Origin of the sequence: Pseudomonas sp. RIT-PI-r, from assembly GCF_001297015.1 — a bacterium.
In the GTDB taxonomy this organism is placed as follows: domain Bacteria; phylum Pseudomonadota; class Gammaproteobacteria; order Pseudomonadales; family Pseudomonadaceae; genus Aquipseudomonas.
Genome location: NZ_LIGE01000025.1, coordinates 860,166 through 882,182 on the forward strand (window position 1 = coordinate 860,166; position 22,017 = coordinate 882,182).

The 22,017-nt window shown below is 60.2% G+C and carries 18 protein-coding genes and 1 pseudogene; 14 read left to right on the forward strand and 5 right to left on the reverse strand.

What is annotated here, in order from left to right:
• Positions 1-674 precede the first annotated feature (674 nt).
• Genes AK821_RS15540 through fabI form a run of 6 tightly spaced genes read left to right on the forward strand, consistent with a single transcriptional unit; the run spans position 675 to position 8,870 of the window.
• A complete protein-coding gene (locus AK821_RS15540; RefSeq protein WP_064390487.1) occupies positions 675-2,507 on the forward strand; it encodes an extracellular solute-binding protein in 1,833 nt (610 codons plus the stop codon).
• Positions 2,504-4,345 (forward strand): extracellular solute-binding protein, encoded by a 1,842-nt coding sequence (locus AK821_RS15545; protein ID WP_064390488.1) that lies wholly within the window; start codon positions 2,504-2,506, stop codon positions 4,343-4,345. The genes AK821_RS15540 and AK821_RS15545 overlap by 4 nt, the downstream gene beginning before the upstream one ends.
• Before the next feature lie 4 nt (positions 4,346-4,349).
• Positions 4,350-5,423: a microcin C ABC transporter permease YejB gene (locus AK821_RS15550; protein ID WP_008088514.1), complete on the forward strand. Its 1,074-nt coding sequence runs from the start codon at positions 4,350-4,352 to the stop codon at positions 5,421-5,423.
• A gap of 1 nt (position 5,424) precedes the next feature.
• Positions 5,425-6,444, forward strand: a complete 1,020-nt coding sequence (locus AK821_RS15555) for an ABC transporter permease (RefSeq protein ID WP_064390489.1) — start codon at positions 5,425-5,427, stop codon at positions 6,442-6,444.
• A 1-nt stretch (position 6,445) separates the two neighbouring features.
• Positions 6,446-8,056 (forward strand): ABC transporter ATP-binding protein, encoded by a 1,611-nt coding sequence (locus AK821_RS15560; RefSeq protein ID WP_064390490.1) that lies wholly within the window; start codon positions 6,446-6,448, stop codon positions 8,054-8,056.
• 19 nt (positions 8,057-8,075) lie between these two features.
• Positions 8,076-8,870 carry an enoyl-ACP reductase FabI gene (gene fabI / locus AK821_RS15565; protein ID WP_007910591.1) on the forward strand — a complete coding sequence of 265 codons (795 nt, stop codon included), beginning with the start codon at positions 8,076-8,078 and terminating at the stop codon, positions 8,868-8,870.
• Between the two features lie 367 nt (positions 8,871-9,237).
• Here fabI and AK821_RS15570 read toward each other — a convergent pair whose 3' ends face one another.
• The 4 genes and pseudogenes from AK821_RS15570 to AK821_RS15585 all read right to left on the reverse strand — a co-directional run bounded on the left by AK821_RS15570 (position 9,238) and on the right by AK821_RS15585 (position 13,483).
• Positions 9,238-10,203 (reverse strand): sensor domain-containing diguanylate cyclase, encoded by a 966-nt coding sequence (locus tag AK821_RS15570; protein ID WP_064390491.1) that lies wholly within the window; start codon positions 10,201-10,203, stop codon positions 9,238-9,240.
• 63 nt (positions 10,204-10,266) lie between these two features.
• Positions 10,267-10,845, reverse strand: coding sequence for a hypothetical protein (locus AK821_RS15575; RefSeq protein WP_064390492.1), 579 nt, complete (start codon positions 10,843-10,845; stop codon positions 10,267-10,269).
• A gap of 1 nt (position 10,846) precedes the next feature.
• A pseudogene (locus AK821_RS15580) lies at positions 10,847-13,008 on the reverse strand (molybdopterin cofactor-binding domain-containing protein).
• Positions 13,009-13,027: 19 nt separating this feature from the next.
• The gene (locus tag AK821_RS15585; protein WP_003224136.1) at positions 13,028-13,483 is read right to left on the reverse strand and encodes a (2Fe-2S)-binding protein; all 456 of its coding nucleotides are present in this window, start codon (positions 13,481-13,483) and stop codon (positions 13,028-13,030) included.
• Between the two features lie 264 nt (positions 13,484-13,747).
• Here AK821_RS15585 and AK821_RS15590 point away from each other — a divergent pair, with 264 nt between their 5' ends.
• Positions 13,748-14,578 carry an alpha/beta fold hydrolase gene (locus AK821_RS15590; protein ID WP_064390493.1) on the forward strand — a complete coding sequence of 277 codons (831 nt, stop codon included), beginning with the start codon at positions 13,748-13,750 and terminating at the stop codon, positions 14,576-14,578.
• A gap of 516 nt (positions 14,579-15,094) precedes the next feature.
• Here the strand turns inward: AK821_RS15590 and AK821_RS15595 are convergent.
• On the reverse strand, positions 15,095-15,487 hold the full coding sequence (locus tag AK821_RS15595) for a GFA family protein (protein ID WP_008086717.1): 393 nt from the start codon (positions 15,485-15,487) through the stop codon (positions 15,095-15,097).
• A gap of 694 nt (positions 15,488-16,181) precedes the next feature.
• Here AK821_RS15595 and AK821_RS15600 point away from each other — a divergent pair.
• The 7 genes from AK821_RS15600 (at position 16,182) to AK821_RS15630 (ending at position 21,988) form a co-directional block, all read left to right on the forward strand.
• Entirely contained in the window at positions 16,182-16,547 is a 366-nt protein-coding gene (locus AK821_RS15600) for a DUF6124 family protein (protein ID WP_064390494.1), read from the forward strand.
• Between the two features lie 158 nt (positions 16,548-16,705).
• Positions 16,706-17,695: an aldo/keto reductase gene (locus AK821_RS15605; protein ID WP_064390495.1), complete on the forward strand. Its 990-nt coding sequence runs from the start codon at positions 16,706-16,708 to the stop codon at positions 17,693-17,695.
• The gene (locus AK821_RS15610) at positions 17,692-18,282 is read left to right on the forward strand and encodes a flavodoxin (RefSeq protein ID WP_064390496.1); all 591 of its coding nucleotides are present in this window, start codon (positions 17,692-17,694) and stop codon (positions 18,280-18,282) included. Before AK821_RS15605 ends, AK821_RS15610 begins: the two co-directional genes overlap by 4 nt.
• Positions 18,283-18,350: 68 nt before the next feature.
• Positions 18,351-18,818 carry a (R)-mandelonitrile lyase gene (locus AK821_RS15615; protein WP_064390497.1) on the forward strand — a complete coding sequence of 156 codons (468 nt, stop codon included), beginning with the start codon at positions 18,351-18,353 and terminating at the stop codon, positions 18,816-18,818.
• 228 nt (positions 18,819-19,046) lie between these two features.
• Positions 19,047-19,820 (forward strand): carboxymuconolactone decarboxylase family protein, encoded by a 774-nt coding sequence (locus AK821_RS15620; protein ID WP_064390498.1) that lies wholly within the window; start codon positions 19,047-19,049, stop codon positions 19,818-19,820.
• A gap of 121 nt (positions 19,821-19,941) precedes the next feature.
• Complete coding sequence (locus AK821_RS15625) at positions 19,942-20,886, forward strand: alpha/beta hydrolase (protein ID WP_177330958.1); 945 nt, start codon at positions 19,942-19,944, stop codon at positions 20,884-20,886.
• Between the two features lie 49 nt (positions 20,887-20,935).
• A complete protein-coding gene (locus tag AK821_RS15630; RefSeq protein ID WP_064390500.1) occupies positions 20,936-21,988 on the forward strand; it encodes an alpha/beta hydrolase in 1,053 nt (350 codons plus the stop codon).
• Positions 21,989-22,017 lie beyond the last annotated feature (29 nt).

Consider the following 22,017-nt stretch of genomic DNA (forward strand, 5'->3'; position numbering starts at 1 on the left):
CCCCTCACCCCAGCCCTCTCCCCCAAGGGGGCGAGGGGGAAAGGGAGCCGACCTCCGTGCTGTTCAACATCCGAGTTCGACTCGGTATCGCACGTCGGCGCAGCTCTCGCAAACACCACAGTCAGTCCCCTCTCCCTCCGGGAGAGGGTTAGTGAGGGGCTTCTCAAATCGTGAATTCGGCTCGGTATCACACGTCGGCGCAATTCGCCCAAACACCGCAATCAGTCCCCTCTCCCCCCGGGAGAGGGTTAGGGTGAGGGGCTTTTGAAAACTTGAGTTCGACTCGGTGCAGCACGTCGGTGCAATTCGCCCAGACACCGCAATCAGTCCCCTCTCCCCCCGGGAGAGGGTTAGGGTGAGGGGCTTTTGAAAACTTGAGTTCGACTCGGTGCAACACGTCGGTGCAATTCGCCCAGACACCGCAATCAGTCCCCTCTCCCCCCGGGAGAGGGTTAGGGTGAGGGGCTTTTGAAAACTTGAGTTCGACTCGGTGCAACACGTCGGTGCAATTCGCCCAGACACCACGATCAGTCCCCTCTCCCTCCGGGAGAGGGTTAGGGTGAGGGGCTCTTCGCGCAAACGATTAACCGCGCATTAACCCACATCTTTTTCCTGCCCAGACAAGCTGTTACTGTACGGCCCACAAAGCCCAAGCCGCTTGGATCGGATCTGACTTGAAGCGTCCCCTCCTCCTGCTCCTGATCAGCCTGGCCTTGAGCTCAACCGCAAGCGCGACGATTACCGAAAGTCACGGTTATGCGCAGTTCGGCACGCTCAAGTACCCGGCCAGATTTACCCACTTCGACTGGGTCAACCCGCAAGCGCCCAAGGGCGGTACGTTGCGGGTGATGGCGTTCGGCACCTTCGATACGGTCAATCCGTACACGTTCAAGGGCACCAGCCCGGTCACCACAGCGAATTTCCTTCAGTACGGCATCAACGAGCTGAACGAGCCGCTGATGGTCGGCACCGGCCAGTATTCGCCATCCGGTGACGAACCCGCGTCGAGTTACGGCTTGATCGCGCAATCGGTGGAATACAGCGAAGATCGCAGCTGGGTCGTCTTCAACCTGCGTCCCGAGGCGCGCTTCCACGACGGCACGCCGATCACCGCTTATGACGTGGCGTTCTCCTATCGAACGCTGCTCAAGGACGGTCATCCGCTGTACCGCACCGCGCTGCAGGAAGTGCTGCGGGTCGACATTCTCAACAAACAGCGCATTCGCTTCGTGCTCAAGCGCTCCGGCAATCCACTTTTGATTCTGCGCCTCGGCGAATTGCCGGTGCTGCCGCAGCATTACTGGAAAGACCGCGACTTCAAGGCCACAACCTTCGAACCGCCACTGGGCAGCGGGCCGTATCGCATCACCTCGGTCACGCCGGGCCGGCAGTTGATCTTCGAACGGGTCAAGGATTACTGGGGCAAGGACTTGCCGGTCAATCGCGGCAAGTACAACTTCGATCGCATGGAAGTCGAGTTCTACCGCGACAGCGATGTCGCCTTCGAAGCGTTCAAGGCTGGCGAATTCGACATTTACATCGAGCATCAGGCGAAGAACTGGGCCAACGGCTACAACTTCCCCGCGATACGCCGTGGCGACGTGATCAAGGCGCAGATTCCGCATCAGATCCCGACCCAGAGTCAGGGCCTGTTCATGAACACCCGCCGCGCCACCTTCGCCGATGTGAAGACCCGCGAAGCGCTGGGCCTGATGTTCGACTTCGAGTGGACCAACCGCGCACTGTTCAGCGATGCCTACAAGCGCACCACCAGTTACTACCCCAACAGTGAATTCACAACCTCCGGCCTGCCGGTCGGGGGGGAATGGCTGATGCTCAAGCCGTACAAGGAACAACTGCCGGCCAAGCTGTTCATCGAACCGTTCACTCTGCCAAAAACCGACGGTCGCGGCATTCCCCGGGAAACCATGCGCAAGGCATTGGCGTTGCTCGCCGAAGCCGGCTGGAAGCTCAACGGGCAGCGCCTGCAAAACGCTGAAGGCCAACCGCTGCGGTTCGAGCTGTTGCTGGTCAATCCGAACCTGGAGCGCCTCTACCAGCCCTACATCGAGAACCTCAACAGCATCGGCATCGACGCGCGCCTGCGCACCGTGGATCGGGCGCAGTACAAACAGCGCCTCGATCAATTTGATTTCGACATGATCTCGATGACGCTCAACCAGACCTTAAGCCCGGGCCTTGAGCAGTGGCAGTATTTCCATTCCAGTCAGGTCGGGGTCAAGGGCAGCAAAAATTACGCGGGCATCGCCAACCCGGTGGTCGATCACCTGCTCGAACAGTTGCTTGCCGCGCGCACTCGCGACGAGCAGGTCGCCGCTGGCAAGGCGCTCGACCGCGTGCTGCTCTGGCAGCACTACAGCATTCCCAACTGGTACCTCAATTATCACCGTCTGGCCTACCGCAACCGGTTGGCCTTCGTCACTACGCCGCCCTTCACCCTGGGCTTGAGCGCGTGGTGGCTGAAGTCTTCGGAGAAAGATCGATGAACCCTATCCGCGCCCTGCTCGTCCAGGCCAGCGGCTTACTGTTCGCCGGGCTGGCCTTTGCCGCCCCGCAACACGCCGTGACCCTGTACAACGAGCCGCCGAAATACCCGGCCGATTTCAAGCATTTCGATTATGTGAATCCCGACGCGCCCAAGGGCGGCGTGTTCCGTCAGGCCGGATTCGGCGGCTTCGACAGCCTCAACCCGTTCATCAGCAAAGGCGTGCCGGCCGATGACATCGGGCAGATCTACGACACCCTGACCAAGCACAGCCTTGACGAGCCGTTCACCGAATACGGCCTGATCGCCGGCAAAATCGAAAAGGCCCCGGACAACAGCTGGGTGCGCTTCTACCTGCGCCCCGAAGCACGCTTCCATGACGGCCACCCGGTGCGCGCCGACGACGTGGTGTTCAGCTTCAACACGCTGACCAAGGAAGGCTCGCCGATGTTTCGCGGCTACTACAGCGACGTGTCCGAAGTGATCGCCGAAGACCCGCTGAAAGTCCTGTTCAAGTTCAAGCACAGCAACAACCGCGAGTTGCCGCTGATCCTCGGCCAGTTGCCGGTGCTGCCGAAGCACTGGTGGGCCGATCGTGATTTCAACAAGGGCAACCTGGAGATTCCGCTGGGCAGCGGCCCGTACAAGGTCGCCGAAGTGAAGGCCGGACGCTCGGTGCGCTACGAGCGAGTCAAGGATTACTGGGGCAAGGACCTGCCGGTCAATCGCGGTTTCTACAACTTCGACACGATGACCAGCGATTACTACCGCGACAACACCGTCGCCCTTGAAGCCTTGAAGGCCGGCCAGTTCGATTACTGGCTGGAGATGGCCGCAAAAAACTGGGCCAACGCCTACAACATTCCGGCCGTCACTGAAGGACGGTTGATCAAGGAGCAGATTGCCAACAGCAACCCGACCGGCATGCAGGGGTTTGTCTTCAACCTGCGCCGTCCGGTGTTCCAGGACGTGCGGGTGCGTCAGGCGCTCGGGTTGCTGTTCGATTTCGAGTGGACCAACAAACAACTGTTCAACGGCGCCTACTTCCGCACTCGCAGCTACTTCGAGAACTCGGAAATGGCCGCCACCGGCCTGCCCGATGCTGATCAACGAACGATCCTCGAGCCGTTCCGCAGCAAACTACCGGCGCAGGTGTTCAGCGAAGCGTTCGAGCCCCCCAAGACCGACGCCAGCGGCATGATCCGCGCCCAGCAGCGCGAGGCCTATCAACTGCTGCAAGAGGCCGGCTGGAAGATCGTCGACGACAAGATGGTCGACGCTACGGGCAAGCCTGTAGTGATTGAATTCTTACTCGCGCAGACCGAGTTCGAGCGGGTTTTGCTGCCGTTCAAGCGCAACCTCAGCGACCTCGGCATTGATCTGGTGATCCGTCGCGTCGACGTTTCGCAGTACATCAACCGCGTGCGCTCGCGAGACTTCGACATGATGGTCGGCAGCTTTCCGCAGTCCAACTCGCCGGGTAACGAACAGCGCGAATACTGGATGAGCGCCGCTGCCGACAAGGCCAGCAGCCGCAACACCATGGGCCTGAAGGATCCGATCGTCGATCAACTGGTCGAGAACCTGATCAACGCCGACTCGCGCAAAAGCCTCGTGGCCCATGCCCGCGCACTGGATCGCGTGCTGCAATGGGGCTACTACGTAGTGCCCAACTGGCACATCAAGACCTGGCGCGTGGCTTACTGGAATCACATCGGTCACCCGAAGGTCTCACCCAAGTATGACATCGGCATCAACACCTGGTGGGTCAAGCCGAACGCAAAACCGGCGATAGAAGTCGAAACCAAACTGCAAGCCGACCCTGTGGGCACGGAGTAATCAGATGCTGGCGTATATTTTTCGGCGACTGTTGCTGATCATCCCGACCCTGTTCGGCATTCTGCTGATCAACTTCGTGATCATCCAGGCCGCGCCCGGTGGCCCGGTGGAACAGATGATCGCCAAGCTCGAAGGCTTCGAAGGCGCCACCAGCCGCATCGCCGGCGGCGGTGCCGAGGTGTCGGTGGCCGGTTCGTCCTATCGCGGCGCGCAGGGGCTGGACCCGGCGCTGATCAAGGAAATCGAGCACATGTACGGGTTCGACAAGTCGGCCCCGGAACGGCTGTGGATCATGGTCAAGAACTACGCCAAGCTGGATTTCGGCGACAGCTTTTTCCGCGACGCCAAGGTCATCGACCTGATCAAGGAAAAGATGCCGGTATCGATCTCGCTGGGGCTGTGGAGCACGCTGATCATGTACCTGGTGTCGATCCCGCTGGGGATTGCCAAGGCCACGCGACACGGCAGCCACTTCGACGTCTGGACCAGTTCGGCGATCATCGTCGGCTATGCGATCCCGGCGTTCCTCTTTGCGATTCTGCTGATCGTGGTGTTTGCCGGCGGCAGTTATCTCGACTGGTTCCCGTTGCGCGGGCTGACCTCGAACAACTTCGATGAGCTGAGCTTCGGCGGCAAGATCCTCGATTACTTCTGGCACCTGGCATTGCCAGTGACGGCGCTGGTGATCGGCAACTTCGCGACCATGACCCTGTTGACCAAAAACAGCTTTCTCGACGAGATCAACAAACAGTACGTGGTCACCGCCAAGGCCAAAGGCCTGACCCGCCACCGCGTGCTCTACGGCCACGTGTTCCGCAACGCCATGCTGCTGGTGATTGCCGGATTCCCGTCGGCGTTCATCGGGATTTTCTTCACCGGCTCCTTGCTGGTCGAAGTAATCTTCTCCCTCGACGGCCTCGGCCTGATGAGTTTCGAAGCGGCGATCAACCGCGATTACCCGGTGGTGTTCGGCACCCTGTTCATCTTCACCCTGCTCGGGCTGGTGGTGAAACTGATCGGCGACCTCACCTACACCCTGGTCGATCCGCGCATCGACTTCGAAAGCCGGGAGCATTGAGATGAACCTGTCCCCTCTCAACCGCCGCCGCTTCGAACTGTTCAAGGCCAACAAGCGTGGCTGGTGGTCGCTGTGGCTGTTTCTGATCCTGTTCGGGCTGAGCCTCGGTGCCGAACTGATCGCCAACGACAAGCCGCTGGTGGTGCATTACGACAACAACTGGTACTTCCCGGCGATCAAGCGCTACCCGGAAACCACCTTCGGCGGCGAATTTCCGCTGGAAGCCAACTACAAGAGCCCGTACATCCGCGAACTGCTCAAGGCCAAGGATGCGTGGGTGCTGTGGGCGCCGATTCCTTATAACTACCAAAGCATCAACTACGACCTGAAAGTCCCGGCCCCTGCCCCGCCCTCGGCGGACAACCTGCTCGGTACCGACGATCAGGGTCGCGATGTGCTGGCGCGGGTGATTTACGGTTTCCGCATTTCCGTGCTGTTTGCGCTGACCTTGACCGTGTTGAGTTCGATTATCGGCGTGATTGCCGGCGCCCTTCAGGGTTTCTATGGCGGCTGGGTTGATCTGGCCGGGCAGCGTTTTCTGGAAATCTGGTCGGGGCTGCCAGTGCTGTACCTGCTGATCATTCTCGCCAGTTTTGTGCAGCCGAATTTCTGGTGGCTGCTGGGGATCATGCTGCTGTTCTCGTGGATGAGCCTGGTCGACGTGGTGCGCGCCGAGTTCCTCCGTGGCCGCAACCTCGAATACGTGCGCGCGGCGCGGGCGCTGGGCATGCAGAACGGCGCGATCATGTTCCGCCATATCCTGCCCAACGCGATGGTCTCGACCATGACGTTCATGCCGTTCATCCTCACCGGCGCCATCGGCACCCTCACCGCGCTGGACTTCCTCGGTTTCGGTTTGCCGGCCGGCAGTCCGTCGCTGGGTGAACTGGTCGCCCAAGGCAAATCCAACCTGCAAGCGCCGTGGCTGGGCATGAGTGCCTTTGCCGTGTTGGCGTTGATGTTGAGTTTGCTGGTGTTTATCGGCGAGTCCGCTCGCGATGCCTTCGACCCGAGGAAGTGAAATGAATCAGGACAATCTGATCGAAGTGCGCGACCTCGCCGTCGAATTCGGTTTCGGCGAGCGCGTACACCGGGTCGTTGAAGGCGTGAGTTTCGACATCAAGCGTGGCGAAACCCTCGCGTTGGTCGGCGAATCCGGCTCGGGCAAATCAGTTACGGCGCACTCGATTCTGCGCCTGCTGCCCTACCCGATGGCCCGCCATCCGGCCGGCAGCATCAATTACGCCGGGCAAAATCTGCTGGGGATGAGCGAAAAGACCATCCGCCATATTCGCGGCAATCGCATTGCAATGATTTTTCAGGAGCCAATGACCTCGCTGAACCCACTGCATTCGATCGAGAAGCAGATCAACGAAGTGCTCGGCATCCACAAGGGCCTGACCGGCAAAGTCGCGACCAAGCGCACGCTGGAGCTGCTGGAGATGGTCGGCATCCCCGAGCCGCACAAGCGCCTCAAGGCCCTGCCCCACGAATTGTCCGGCGGTCAGCGCCAGCGCGTGATGATCGCCATGGCGCTGGCCAACGAGCCGGAACTGCTGATTGCCGACGAGCCGACCACCGCTCTGGACGTGACCGTTCAGCTGAAAATCCTCGATTTGCTTAAGGAATTGCAGGCCAGATTGGGCATGTCGCTGTTACTGATCAGTCACGATTTGAACCTGGTGCGAAGAATTGCGCATCGCGTATGTGTCATGCAGCGCGGTTGCATCGTCGAACAGGCATCGTGCGAAGGGCTGTTCCGTTCGCCGCAGCATCCGTACACTCGGGAATTGCTCGGCGCGGAGCCCAGCGGAGGCCCGGCGAGCAATAAAATCGGCGCGCCGCTGCTTGAAGTCGAGGACCTGAAAGTCTGGTTCCCGATCAAGAAAGGCCTGCTCAAGCGCACGGTGGATCACGTCAAGGCAGTGGACGGCATCAATTTCAGCCTGCCTCAGGGTCAGACCTTGGGGATTGTGGGGGAAAGCGGTTCCGGCAAATCCACGCTGGGTCTGGCGATTTTGCGGCTGATCGGCAGCAAAGGCGCGATCCGCTTTGAAGGCAAGCAGCTAGACTGCCTGACGCAGAACGAGGTTCGCCCGTTGCGTCGGGAGATGCAGGTGGTGTTTCAGGACCCGTTTGGCAGCCTGAGCCCGCGCATGTGCGTCAGCGATATCGTTGGCGAAGGCCTGCGGATTCACAAGATGGGCAGCGCCGAGGAACAGGAAGCGGCGATTATTGCGGCATTGAAGGAGGTAGGTCTGGATCCGGAAACCCGGCACCGCTACCCCCACGAATTTTCCGGTGGGCAACGGCAACGAATCGCCATTGCCCGGGCTTTGGTGCTGAAACCGGCGCTGATCCTGCTGGACGAGCCGACGTCGGCGCTCGACCGCACGGTGCAGCGGCAAGTGGTGGAGCTGTTGCGTTCACTGCAAGCCAAGTACAACCTGACGTATTTGTTTATCAGCCATGACCTGGCTGTCGTCAAAGCGCTGAGCCACCAGTTGATGGTGGTCAAGCATGGCCAAGTGGTCGAACAGGGAGACGCGCAAAGTATTTTTGCCGCCCCCCAACATCCGTATACACAGCAGTTGCTGGAAGCCGCTTTTTTGGCACCAGCCACTGCGCAATAACCTGAAAGAGGAGCAACACATGGGTTTTCTCGCCGGTAAGCGCGTACTGATCGTCGGTGTCGCCAGCAAGCTGTCCATCGCATCCGGCATCGCTGCCGCCATGCATCGCGAGGGCGCTGAGCTTGCCTTCACTTATCAGAACGACAAACTGAAAGGTCGTGTTGAAGAATTCGCCCAAGGCTGGGGTTCGAGCCCTGAGCTGTGCTTCCCGTGCGACGTGGCCAGCGATGAAGAAATCGCCAAGGTCTTCGAAGCACTGAGCAAGAAGTGGGATGGCCTGGACTGCATCGTCCACTCCGTTGGTTTCGCCCCGGGCGACCAACTGGACGGCGACTTCACCGAAGCCACCACCCGTGACGGTTTCCGCATCGCTCACGACATCAGCGCCTACAGCTTCGTGGCCCTGGCCAAAGCCGGTCGCGAAATGATGAAAGGCCGCAACGGCAGCCTGCTGACCCTGTCGTACCTGGGCGCCGAGCGCACCATGCCGAACTACAACGTGATGGGCATGGCCAAGGCTTCGCTGGAAGCTGGCGTACGTTACCTGGCCGGCTCCCTGGGCCCGGACGGCACCCGCGTCAACTGCGTATCGGCTGGCCCGATCCGTACCCTGGCAGCTTCGGGCATCAAGAACTTCCGCAAGATGCTGGCCGCCAACGAAGCGCAAACCCCGCTGCGTCGCAACGTCACCATCGACGAAGTCGGCAACGCCGGCGCCTTCCTGTGCTCCGACCTGGCGTCGGGCATCAGCGGTGAAATCATGTACGTCGACGGCGGCTTCAACACCACCGCCATGGGCAACATCGAAGAGTGATCTTCGCTTAGCCGATAAAAAACCCGCCTCTTCAGGCGGGTTTTTTTATGCCTGCAACACTGCCCCCCTGTGGGAGTGAGCCTGCTCGCGATGGCGTCCATTCAGTCCCCTGTTCATTGCCTGACCCAACGCTTTCGCGAGCAGGCTCGCTCCCACAGGGATTTGTGGTGAACCGGGATTTTGAAAACACCCGACACCATTGTAGGAGTGCGCCTGCTCGCGATGGCGGTGGGTCAGCCGATGACGATGTTGAATGTGCGGACGCCATCGCTGGCAAGCCAGCTCCCACAGGTTTCTCGGGTGTTCACAAAATCCCGGTTCACTGCAGATCCCTGTGGGAGCTGGCTTGCCAGCGATGAGGCCCGAACTAACAACCCTTCAGTGCCTGCTTGTGCGCATACATCGCGCCATCAGCATCCGCCAGCAGCCGATCCACGGTCTCATGGCGTTTGGCGTCGTATTCGATCTGGCCGACGCTGAAGCGAATCGCATAGCCCCGGTGCAGCGTGGCATTACGCTCTTCGAGGATTTCCTTGAGCCGCGCCATGATCGTCGTGGTTTCGATATGGCTCGACCCCGTCAGCAGCGCAACAAACTCATCCCCGCCCAAACGCCCGACCACATCGCTTTCGCGAAAGGCAATGCGCAGCACGTCGGCGAAAGTCTTCAGCGCACTGTCACCCTCGGCATGCCCATACAGATCGTTGATCTGTTTGAAGTCATTGAGATCGAAAAACAGCAACGTCGCGGGCCGATCAAGCCGGGCGCAGGCGTCCAGCGCATGCTGGGCCAACTGCTTGAAACCGCGGCGATTGGACAGCAGCGTCAGCTCGTCCATGCTCGCCATCTGCACAGCCGTCAGTTCTTGCTCGGCCATTTCCGCCAGGTCGCGCAACAACGCGCGCTCTTCATCGTCGAGTTCGCGGGGTTTGGTGTCGATCAGACACAGCGTGCCCATTTTATTGCCGTTGGGCACGGTCAATGGGTAACCGGCGTAGAAGCGGATATTCGGCGCACCAGTGACCAGCGGATTGTCATGAAAGCGCACATCCTCACGGGCATCGGGCACCAGCAGGAGTTCGTTCTGCAGTATCGCGTGGCCGCAGAACGAAACATCCCGTGGCGTTTCAGTGGCATCCAGGCCCACGCAGGACTTGAACCACTGACGATCCTTGTCGACCAGCGTCACCAGTGCAATCGGCACGTTGAACAGGCGCTTGGCCAGCCGTGTCAGTCGGTCGAACCGCTCCTCCGGCGCCGAGTCAAGCAGGTCAAGGCCGTGCAGCGCTTGAAGACGTTTATCCTCATTGGCGGGTTTTCCAGGAACCAGCATTCGCACACTCCGTTGGCATCAATGCTCTTCAGCGTAGCGTTAAATCCGCGTGAGTTCTTCTCATCAGATCCCCGCCACCGGACATGGCCCGCCGGCATCGGCCCACAGCTTGAATTGCGCGACAAAAATATCGTGCGGCACCGGCACGGGCGCGCGCCCTGCTCCGGGGTTCCAGCCCCACAGCACCAGTTTGTCTTCGCTGACGTGTTTGATCAGCGCGGCAAAATCGCGATCACCATTGCTCGAGCGATCCTTGATCATCGCGCAGAGTTTGTCCGCTGGCAGGCCGATCCAGGCCATTTTGTGCGCCGCCGGTGGCAGGCTCCAATGCGGCGCCCCCGGTGGCGCATGCGGGCCGTAACTGGCCGGCGGATTGTTTTCCGCGTGACAGGTCGCGCACGGCAAACCGGCGGCGCCCTTGCCGTCCATGCCGCGCACCACGTTCATCGCATGGGGAATGCCGGCGTCGAACTGCAGCGGCGCATCCCCGGGAATGTGGCAGTTCTGGCAACGCGGGCTCTGGAAGACTTTCTGCACCGTACCAAAGGCTTTCAAGGCTTCCTGATCATCGGCAAACAGATCCGAGGCGTAACCGCCCAGTCCCAACAGAATCACCGTGCCCAACACTAGATGTCGCTTCATCTCACACCCCCGACAGTTGCAGCGGCAACTCACGCAGACGTTGCCCGGTCAGGGCGAACACGGCGTTGGCCACGGCTGGCGCGGTCGGCGGCACACCGGCCTCGCCGATGCCGCCGGGTTTGTCGCTGCTCGGCACAATATGCACCTCGACCACCGGCATCTCGTTGAGCCGCAGCACCTGATAATCGTGATAGTTGGACTGCACCACCGCGCCGTCCTTGAGCGTCAGTTTGCTGTGCAGCGCCATACCCAGGCCGAAGGTGATGCACGCCTCCATCTGCGCAGCGATGCTCTGCGGGTTCACCGCAATCCCGCAGTCCACGGCGCAAACCACGCGATGCACGCGAATCTTCAGATTGTCCTGCGACACCTCGGCGACCTGGGCGACGTAGCTGCCGAATGATTCGTGTACCGCCACGCCGAGGCTATGGCCATCCGGCAGCGGCGCTTTCCAGTTGGCTTTTTCAACCGCCAGATTGAGCACACCCAGATGCCGAGGATGATCCTTGAGCAACGTTCGTCGGTATTCGACCGGATCCTTGCCGGCCGCCGTGGCCATTTCATCGATCAGCGATTCCATGACAAACGCCGTGTGGCTATGGCCTACCGAGCGCAACCACAGCACATTGATCCCGGTCTGCGGCGAATGCAGATCGACTTGATGATTGGCCAGGCCTTTGACGTAAGGGCTGTCAGAGACGCCTTCGACCGACGTCGCGTCAACGCCGTTCTTGACCATGGTTTTTTCCAGCATGGTGCCGGCCATGATCGACTGCCCGACCAACACATGCTGCCAACTCGACGGCAAACCATCCGCGCCCAAACCGATCTTGGCCTGGTGCAGGAACATCGAGCGGTAGTAACCGCCGCGAATATCGTCTTCCCGCGACCACACGGTTTTTACCGGCATGGCGGCGGCTTTCGCCACTTGCCCCGCTTCGGCGACAAAGTCTGCGTCGGATTGGCCCTGCGTCCAAAACCACCGCCAAGAAATTCCGTGTGGATTTCGACCTGCTCCGGCTTCAGCCCGGTGATCTTGCCGGCGACCATTTGATCGAGCGTCTGAAACTGTGTGCCGGTCCAGATTTCGCATTTCTCGGCACTGATCTTCACCGTGCAGTTGAGCGGCTCCATCGGCGCGTGAGCCAGATAGGGCACGCTGTATTCGACGTCGATCTTCTTCGCCGCCTTGCCAAAACTGCCCTTGGCATCCCCGGCCTGACTCGCCGACGTGCCTTGCGTGGCGGCCAGTTTGCGGAAACTCGCCAGCAATTTCTCGCTGCTCAGATCCGCATGCGGGCCCAGATCCCAATCGATCTTCAGCGCATCACGACCCAGCTTCGCTGCCCAGTAATGATCGGCAATCACCGCCACGCCCGTCGGCACTTGCAGCACTTTGTGCACGCCCGGCACCGCCAGCGCTTCAGCCCCTTCGAAGGATTTCACACTGGCGCCGAACACCGGTGCACGGGCGACCATCGCAGTCATCAAACCTTCAAATTGCACGTCCATTCCGAACTTGGCGCGGCCGGTGATTTTTTCCGGCGTATCGAGGCGTTTGGTCGGTTTGCCAATGATTTTCCAGTCTTTGGCCTCCTTGAAAGTAATCGACTTCGGATCCGGCACCGGCAGTTGTCCGGCGGCGTCCGCCAGCTCGCCATAAGTTGCACGTTTATCGCCCGCAATCACCACACCGGATTCGGTACGAATGGTTGACGGTGCGACCTCAAAGCGCTTCGCCGCCGCCTCCACCAACATCTGCCGCGCCGTCGCGCCGGCCAGACGATAGCGATCAAACTCCATCCACGTCGACGTCGAACCGCCGGTAATCTGCATGCCGCCAAACCCCGGCATGCCGTAATCCGCCGCTGACGCCGGCGAGTGTTCGACGCGGATCTTCGACCAATCCGCGTCCAGTTCCTCGGCAATCAACATGGTCAGGCCGGTCCAGATGCCCTGGCCCATCTCCGAATGCCCGAGCAACACGGTGACGCTGTTGTCCGCCGCGATGCGCAAAAACGCATTTGGCGCGAAAACCTTGCCCTCATTTTCGGCCGCATAGGCAAACTTGTGGCCGCCGGGGACGACAAACGCCACCACCAACCCACCGCCCAACACGGCACTGCCTTTGAGAAAACCCCGACGCGATACAGGACTGTTCATCGTCTATCTCCCCGCAAAATCAGCCGATTTCCGAAGCACGCTTCACTGCCGCACGAATGCGCGGATAGGTGCCGCAGCGGCAGATATTGCCGGAGAGCGCCTGATCGATATCGCTGTCGGTGGGTTTGGGGATTTTCGCCAGCAAGGCGGCGGCCGACATGATCTGCCCCGACTGGCAGTAACCACACTGCACCACGTCGAGTTCGGCCCAGGCTTGCTGCACCGGGTGCGAGCCGTCGGTGGACAGGCCTTCGATGGTAAGAATTTTTTGTCCATGGGCTACGGCGGTTGCGGGCGTGATACAGGCGCGTAATGGCGCCCCGTCAACGTGCACGGTGCAGGCCCCGCACTGGGCCATGCCACAGCCGAATTTGGTGCCGGTCAGGTGCGCGACATCGCGCAGGACCCAGAGCAACGGCATGTCCGCGGGGACATCGAGCTCCTGATCCTTGCCATTGATATTCAAGGTCAGCATCGGGGGATTTCCTCAGACTCACGGTGTTCTGAAGGGGCGTCGCTGTGGCCATCAATGCCTACGCGCGCCTCGGCTTATCCCTTTCAGCAAAGCCTAATTTGCGCACGAAGCCAGACGTTGCGACCACCGGTCATGCAGATGTCGACTTTAATCCTACAGTTGATAACGGCTCGCACTGAGCCAGCGCAGCAGAAATCCATCCTGAGCAAAACGGTCCGCGCTTGCCGCGCGGGTTATCCATCACATTGGTCTGGAGTCGCGAACATGGGATTTGTCACCACCAAAGACGGCGTCGAAATCTTCTACAAAGACTGGGGCCCGAAAGACGCGCCGGTGATCCACTTCCACCACGGCTGGCCGCTCAGCTCGGACGATTGGGATGCGCAGATGCTGTTCTTCCTCGGCAAAGGCTTCCGGGTGGTTGCCCATGATCGCCGTGGGCACGGGCGTTCGAGCCAGGTCTGGGACGGGCACGATATGGATCATTACGCCGACGATACGCTGGCGGTGGTCAATCATCTGGGCCTGAAGAACGTCGTGCACGTCGGCCACTCGACCGGTGGTGGTGAGGTGATTCATTACATCGCCCGGCATGGCCAGGACAACGTCGCCAAAGGCGTGTTGATCAGTGCGGTGCCGCCGTTGATGGTGCAGACCGAAAGCAAACCGGGTGGGTTGCCGAAATCGGTGTTCGATGATTTTCAGGCGCAGTTGGCGGCGAATCGTGCGCAGTTTTATCGGGATATTCCGACAGGGCCTTTTTATGGCTACAACCGGCCCGGGGCCACGCCATCGGAGGGGATTATTGCCAATTGGTGGCGTCAGGGCATGATCGGTGGGGCGAAGGCGCACTACGATGGGATCGTGGCGTTTTCGCAGACGGATTTCACCGAGGACTTGAAGAAGGTCACGGTGCCGGTGCTGGTGATGCATGGCGAGGATGATCAGATTGTGCCGTATGCGAACTCTGGACCGTTGTCGGCCAAGTTGCTGCCCAATGGCACGCTGAAGTCATATCCGGGGTTCCCGCACGGGATGCCGACGACGGAGGCCGAAACGATCAACGCGGATCTTTTAGCCTTTATTCGCGGCTGAGTTGAGCGGCAGCCATACACTCCCCCTGTGGGAGCTGGCTTGCCAGCGAAGGCGGCGGCACATTCAACATCATTGTTGCCTGACCCACCGCTATCGCTGGCAAGCCAGCTCCCACAGTGTTTTGTGCCAACCCGCAATTCTGTGATCCACACCAATCCCTTGTAGGAGCCAGCCTGCTGGCGATGGCGACGGGTCAGCCAAAGAAGGTGTTGACTGATGTTGGCCTTTATTCGCGGTTGAGTTGAGCGGCAGCCATACACTCCCCCTGTGGGAGCTGGCTTGCCAGCGAAGGCGGCGGCACATTCAACATCCTTGTTGCCTGACCTACCGCTATCGCTGGCAAGCCAGCTCCCACAGTGTTTTGTGCCAACCCGCAACTCTGTGATCCACACCAATCCCTTGTAGGAGCCCGCCTGCTGGCGATGGCGACGGGTCAGCCAAAGAAGGTGTTGGCTGACCTAGCGCATTCGCTAGCAGGCTAGCTGTGGTCCCAAAAAGGTCGGCTGAGGGTTGCAATTATTCTTCGGTGCGCTCCGTGCTCTCGCGATCACGCTCGTAGTGGTGAGCCAGTGGCAGCGCAGGTAGCCAAGACTCGCGGCGAATAGTCCAGAGTTCGTAAGTGGGTTTGAACTGATTAGGCTCATCGAGCGATCCGACGTTGACCTCTACTTCATCTGCCGAACGCGTGAACACCGGAGAGCCGCAGCGCGGGCAGAAAAAGCGTCCGTTGTAGTCGCGGGTTTCGCCGGTGACTTTCAGCGCATCCTCGGGAAATATGGCCGAGGTGCCGAACAGCGCGCCATGGCGCTTGCGGCAGTCGAGGCAGTGGCAGATGCCGACGCGGTAGGGCTGACCTGTCACTTCGAAACGGACATCGCCGCATAGGCAGCCGCCGGTCAATCGATTCATGTCACACCTCCTCTAAGGCAGCCTGCCAGTGATCAGAAATTTTCTGAAAACTTTTCGCCCATCACGCGCGGCTTGCCGAACATCAAGAAATGTCAGCTCTTCACGAACAGATTTTTTTTTGGAAGGTTTGTCGTTCTTTCCGGTGGTGGCCATCGTAGCCTCTGAATACTGACTGACTGGTTTGATAAAGCTCTGTGCAGCAAACAATAGAATTCTGCGTTCAGACGGGCAAGTCGGTGGAATCTGGAACAGTCGTAGGGCGTGGAGTACAAACCTGTAGTCCAGAAGGTGCCCTGGTTTGGACTCTGACCATTCAACTTCGTACTTAGGTAAACGTCATCCGGTTATCACGTTTAAAGCACACAAACCGTTACGCCATCCTCCCTACAACACCTTGCGCCGTTACCTACGCGTACGCCAGAATCCGCCGGCTTACACGGCTATGGGCCGGGCTATATCGTTTGCCTGTCACTGCAAAACAGTGATCGGGTTTGGTAGCCCGTCTGTAATAGCCGTGTGACAACACCCAGTGCTGTGTCTTTGTGGAGGCTCAGTTCAATGGTAGTCATGCGTGGGGCTCACTCGTGAGCGCCGGGTTCCTATTGCAGCCGGTCTACCAACCCGCGTATGGCCACCACCCACTCGTTTGGTAGCGAGAGTGATGGCTCCTTAAACTGCGATAGGAGTTTCATCCATGTTCAAAATCACGCCAAATCCACCGCCCACCGATCCAATCCCTCACGACCCCGCGCTCAATCCGCAAAAGGTCAAAGAAGCCACCGACCGCGCCCTCGACTACTACCTGCGACCCGAAGCCCTGGGTGCTCCACCAAGCTCGCCCCCGTTTCGCCCCGTCTACCTTGTCGACCCTACGCTGGATGAAGAAACCCTGTTGGTCGAAGCCTGTGAGTCGCTTTCCTACGCCCACTCCATGGCCGGTAACATCGCCAACTCAATAGGCGGCCCGGAGCGCAAACCGCTGCTGGCGCTGCAACAGGTGATCATGCTGAACGAGCTGTTGGTCAACCATCTGCTGGACAAACTGCGCATCCCGCAATAATCACCTGACCGAATAAGTGAGGGGTTACCCCCTCACTTTCGCGTTTGCCCCCCTCTGTCGATTAATGAACAGAACTCATCAAGCCATCCCGTTTTACCCGTCTAGTCCTCACCAGTCACCTCGCTTACTGTTCTCCCCACGCCCAACGGGAGATCGACATGCACAAGCGCACACTCGGCAACAGTTCACTCGAAGTATCCGCCCTCGGCTTTGGCTGCATGGGCCTGAGCCATGGCTACGGTCCGGCCACGGACACCCAACAAGCCATCGCACTGATCCGCTCAGCCGTTGACCGAGGCGTGACGTTCTTCGACACCGCCGAGGTCTACGGCCCTTACCTGAACGAGCAGGTGGTCGGCGAAGCGCTGGCGCCGGTTCGTGATCAAGTGGTCATCGCCACCAAGTTTGGCTTCACCTTCGGCGATGACAATAAGCAGCAGATTCTCAACAGCCGCCCCGAGCACATTCGAATGGCCGTCGAGGGTTCGTTGCGCCGACTGAAAACCGACTACATCGATTTGCTTTACCAGCACCGCGTCGATCCGGACGTGCCGATCGAGGACGTCGCCGGCGCGGTGAAAGATCTGATTGGCGAAGGCAAGGTCAAGCACTTCGGCCTGTCGGAAGCGGGTGCGCAAACCATTCGCCGTGCCCATGCAGTGCAACCGGTCACGGCGCTGCAAAGCGAATATTCGCTGTGGTGGCGCGAGCCCGAGCAGGAAATCCTGCCGACGCTTTGGGAGCTGGGCATCGGCTTCGTGCCGTTCAGCCCATTGGGCAAAGGTTTTCTCACCGGCACGGTGTCGGCCGAGGCCACTTACGGCAGCGATGACTTCCGCAGCATCGTCCCGCGTTTCAGCCAGTCCGCGCTGCAAGCCAATCAGGGCCTCGTCGTGTTGATTCGTCAGATCGCCGCGCAGAAACAAGCCACACCGGCGCAGATCGCGCTGGCCTGGCTGCTCGCGCAGGCACCGTGGATCGTACCGATTCCGGGGACGACCAAACTGCATCGCCTGGAAGAAAACCTCGGCGGCGCGGACATCACCCTCGACGCCGCCGAACTCAAGGCCATTGATACGGCGCTGGCGCAGATTCGCATCGAAGGCGAGCGTTATCCCGAGGCCCTCAAGGCGCGCGTCGGCCGATGAGCCACGATCACGATCCGCTGCGGCGCACGGTAATCGCCGCACTGGCCAGCGCCCCGCTGCTGTCGCTCGCCGACACGCAGAGTGCCAGTGAAACACCGCGCTCAGGCTCGCGGATTCTGGTCGCGTACTTCTCGCGCTCGGGTAATACCCGCGTGGTCGCTGGGCTGATTCAGCGTGGACTGGGTGCCGATCTGTTCGAGATTCGCTCGGCCCACGCCTACCCCGAGGACTATCTGCAAACCGTGGAGCAGGCACGTCAGGAGCGCGACAGCGGCTTCGAACCCGAGCTGCAAAACAGGGTTCACGCCCTCAGCGACTACGACACGATCTATCTGGGTTTTCCGATCTGGGGCGAAACCGCCCCACCGATCGTGCGTGCCTTTCTCAGCACCCACGACCTGACCGGCAAGACCCTCATCCCCTTCAACACCCATGGTGGATATGGTTTGGGCAATAGCCGCAGTGTCCTCGAACAGCACGCGCCCAATGCCAGGCTGATCGAAGGTTTTGTAATGGAGGGCGAGCAGGAGCGCAGAACCATGGAACGCGTAAACGGCTGGCTATCGGATAACCCTCTCAAGGGCTAGGCGATCACTTGCCCTGCCACGGCGATTCCCTGCACGGATCACTTCACTGTCTGACCGGAGTTCATCCAATGAATCGATTAATTGCACCATTTGTTGCCTTGTCGCTCATGACCGCGGAGGCCGGGGCCGCCAGCGAAATCCGCATTACCCCGAACGGCGCTCAGCCCTCGATCAAGGGCGCAGCGGAAAACTTTACCGGCTCCGTACGCGTCGATGGCCTGTTCAAAGGAGAACTGCCAGCGCGCATCGGTGGCGGCACGGTGACCTTTGAACCCGGCGCACGCACGGCGTGGCACACCCATCCGCTGGGCCAGACGCTGATTGTCACTGCTGGCGTCGGCTATGTGCAGCAAGAAGGTGGCCCGCGTCAGGAGATTCGCCCGGGCGACATTGTCTGGATCCCGCCGCATACCCGCCATTGGCATGGCGCCTCCGCCAGCAACGGCATGACCCACATCGCCATCGCTGAAGCCGAGGATGGCAAGACCGTCACTTGGGCAGAACAGGTTTCAGAGGCGCAATACGCAGGCCAATGAAGTTACGGAATGTGTCGAAGCATCTCGCCCGGCACTGTCCCAGAAATTGCCACACGACCTCAAAGCCCCGCAGCTGCGGGGTTACGCCGGGATTTCAGCGGTAATTGCAAAGCCCACTCATGAGTACTACTCAGGAGTCCATGCGCATTTTCGGGGTTAATCGCCCCAACCATCCTCCGTACGATCCAGCGACACCGCAGTGACCTGCAATGGATGGAGCCTTTCACGATGAACACTGACGCACGCAACCGCACTGCCCTCCCCGCACTCATGGCGCTCTGCCTGAGCGTCGGGGCGATATTCAGCGTTACCACTCAAGCAGCCGAGGCATCGCAAACCATGACCAGCACGCCAAACAACACAGCAGCACTGTCGGATAAACAACAAACCATTCCACTGATCGCCGCGTTCATGGCGACCAGCGACATGCCCAACCTCAACGCAGCCCTCAATCAAGGTCTCGATGCTGGCCTGAGCATCAGCGAAACCCGGGAGATTCTCGTACAGCTTTACGCCTACGTCGGTTTCCCGCGCAGCCTAAATGCCTTGAACGAGCTGATGACCGTGGTGCAGGCGCGCAAACAACGCGGCATCGAAGATGCGCCGGGGCGTGAGCCGAGCCGGGCAATTCCAGTCGGTGATGAGCTGCTGGCCGCCGGCACCGCGAATCAAACGAAGATCTCCGGTGCGCCGGTCAAAGGCCCGGTATTCGAGTTCGCGCCGGTGGCCAACCAGTTTCTGCAAACCCACCTGTTCGGCGATATCTTCGAGCGCGACAACCTCGACTGGCAAAGCCGCGAACTGGCCACCGTCGGCGCGCTGGCAGCGACGCCGGGCGTGGAATCGCAATTGCGCTCGCACATGGCGGCGAGCCTGCGCGTCGGGCTCAGCGCGGCACAGTTGCGCCAAGTCACCGAACTGCTGAAAAAACATGGCGATGCGCAGACAACTGAGCGGGCCAACGCCGCGCTGACCCAGGCCGTCGCGGCCTCGGGAAAATGACATGAAATCGGCAAAACATCTGCTGGGGATCACCCTGTTCGGCGCATTGGCCGCGTGTGCGAACCATCCCGAAGGCCCGTTGCTGATTCAGAAGCAAGGCAGTTTCGCCGCTGGCGGCACGATGACCACCGCGCCGGGCACATTCGATCCACGCAAACCGATGATGCCCGACGGTCAGACCTATCACGGTGATCACGCCTACGCGTTCTACCAGATCCCGGCCGACGCGCGGAAACTGCCCATCGTCATGTGGCACGGCGCGGGTCAGTTTTCCAAGACCTGGGAAACCACCGCCGATGGCCGCGAAGGTTTTCAGAACATTTTCCTGCGTCGCCACTACGGCGTTTATCTGATCGATCAACCACGGCGTGGCGACGCCGGGCGCAGCATGGTCGAGACCACAATCAAACCGGTGCCGGACGAACAACTGTGGTTCAACCAGTTCCGCATCGGCCTGTGGCCCCGCTACTTCAACGGCGTGCAAGTGGCACAGGACGCCCAGACCCGCGAGCAGTTTTTCCGCGCGATGACGCCGAACACCGGACCGTTCGACATGGGCGTGGTCTCTGATGGTGTGTCGGCGCTGTTCGATAAAATCGGCCCCGGCATCCTGTTTACACATTCTCAGGGTGGCGGGCCGGGCTGGTTGACAGCGATCAAAAACGACAAGGTCAAAGCCATCGTGGCGTTCGAGCCGGGTAGTAGTTTCGTGTTTGCCGAAGGTGAAGTGCCGGCGCCGGTCCCCAGCGCGTTCGACACGGTGCAAGGCGCAGCGGTGCCGATGGAGCAGTTCATGGCCCTGACGCGCATTCCGATTCTGATCCTCTACGGCGACAACATCCCTGAACAGGCGGTCGACCTGCCCGCGCAGGACAGTTGGCGCGCGCGCCTGAAGATGGCCCGCCTGTGGCGTGATGCGGTCAATCGCCACGGCGGCGATGTGCGCCTGATCCATCTGCCGGAGATTGGCATCCACGGCAACACCCACTTCCCCATGTCGGATCTGAACAACGTGCAGATCGCTGACCTGGTGGCGCAATTCCTCAAAGAAAAACAGCTGGATTGACCCGCCCTTCGTTTGAACTGCCGCCCTTTTTATTGCTCAGGAGCTTCACGTGAAAAACACCCTCAAAGCCACGCTCATGTCGGCACTGGTCGGCCTCTCGGGCGGCGAAGCCTTGGCCGCCGACTACAAAAAGAACCCGTTCACCCTCGCCTACGACGGCGCGATCAGCAAGAACGAAGCGGGCAAGGTCAACATCCACCCGGTCAGCTACAAGCTCAACGGTCTGGACATCGCCGCCAACGTTTACACCCCGGCCAATTACGACGCGAAAAAGACCTACCCGACCGTGGTCATCGCACACCCCAATGGCGGCGTAAAAGAACAAGTCGCCGGTCTGTATGCCCAGCGCCTGGCCGAACAGGGCTACATCACTATCACCGCCGATGCGGCCTATCAGGGCGCCAGCGGTGGTCAGCCGCGCAGCATCGATAACCCGCCATATCGCATCGAAGACATCCACGGCATGGCCGACTTCATCAGTCAGTTTGCCGGCGTCGATGACAAGCGTCTGGGCCTGCTCGGCATCTGTGGCGGCGGTGGTTATTCGTTGGCGGCGGCGCAAACCGACAAACGCTTCAAATCGCTGGCGACGGTGAGCATGTTCAACTCGGGCCGGGTACGCCGCAACGGCTACAACGACTCGCAAATCGACAGCATCCAGCAACGTCTGCAACAGGCATCAGAAGCCCGCGCGCAAGAAGCGGCCGGCGGCACGGTGTTGTATTCCGGTGATGCCAACCTCACCGATGAGCAGATCGCGAAACTGCCCTTCGAACTGTATCGCCAAGGCTACGAGTACTACTGGAAGACTCACGCGCACCCGAACTCGACCTTCAAATACACCACCAGCAGCCTGATCGACTTGATGCGGTTCGACGCTACCGATCAGATCGAGTTGATCAACCAACCGTTGCTGATGATCGCCGGCAGCAAGGCCGACAGCCTATACATGACTCAGGATGCGTTCCCCAAAGCCACCGGCACGACCGACAAGGAAGTGTTTATCCTCGACGGCGCCACGCATATCGAAACCTATTGGGTGCCGCGTTATGTCGATGCGGCGATCGGCAAACTGAGCGAGTTCTACGCACGCACCCTGTGATGAGCGCTTTGAGGGTCGCGCATCCGTGC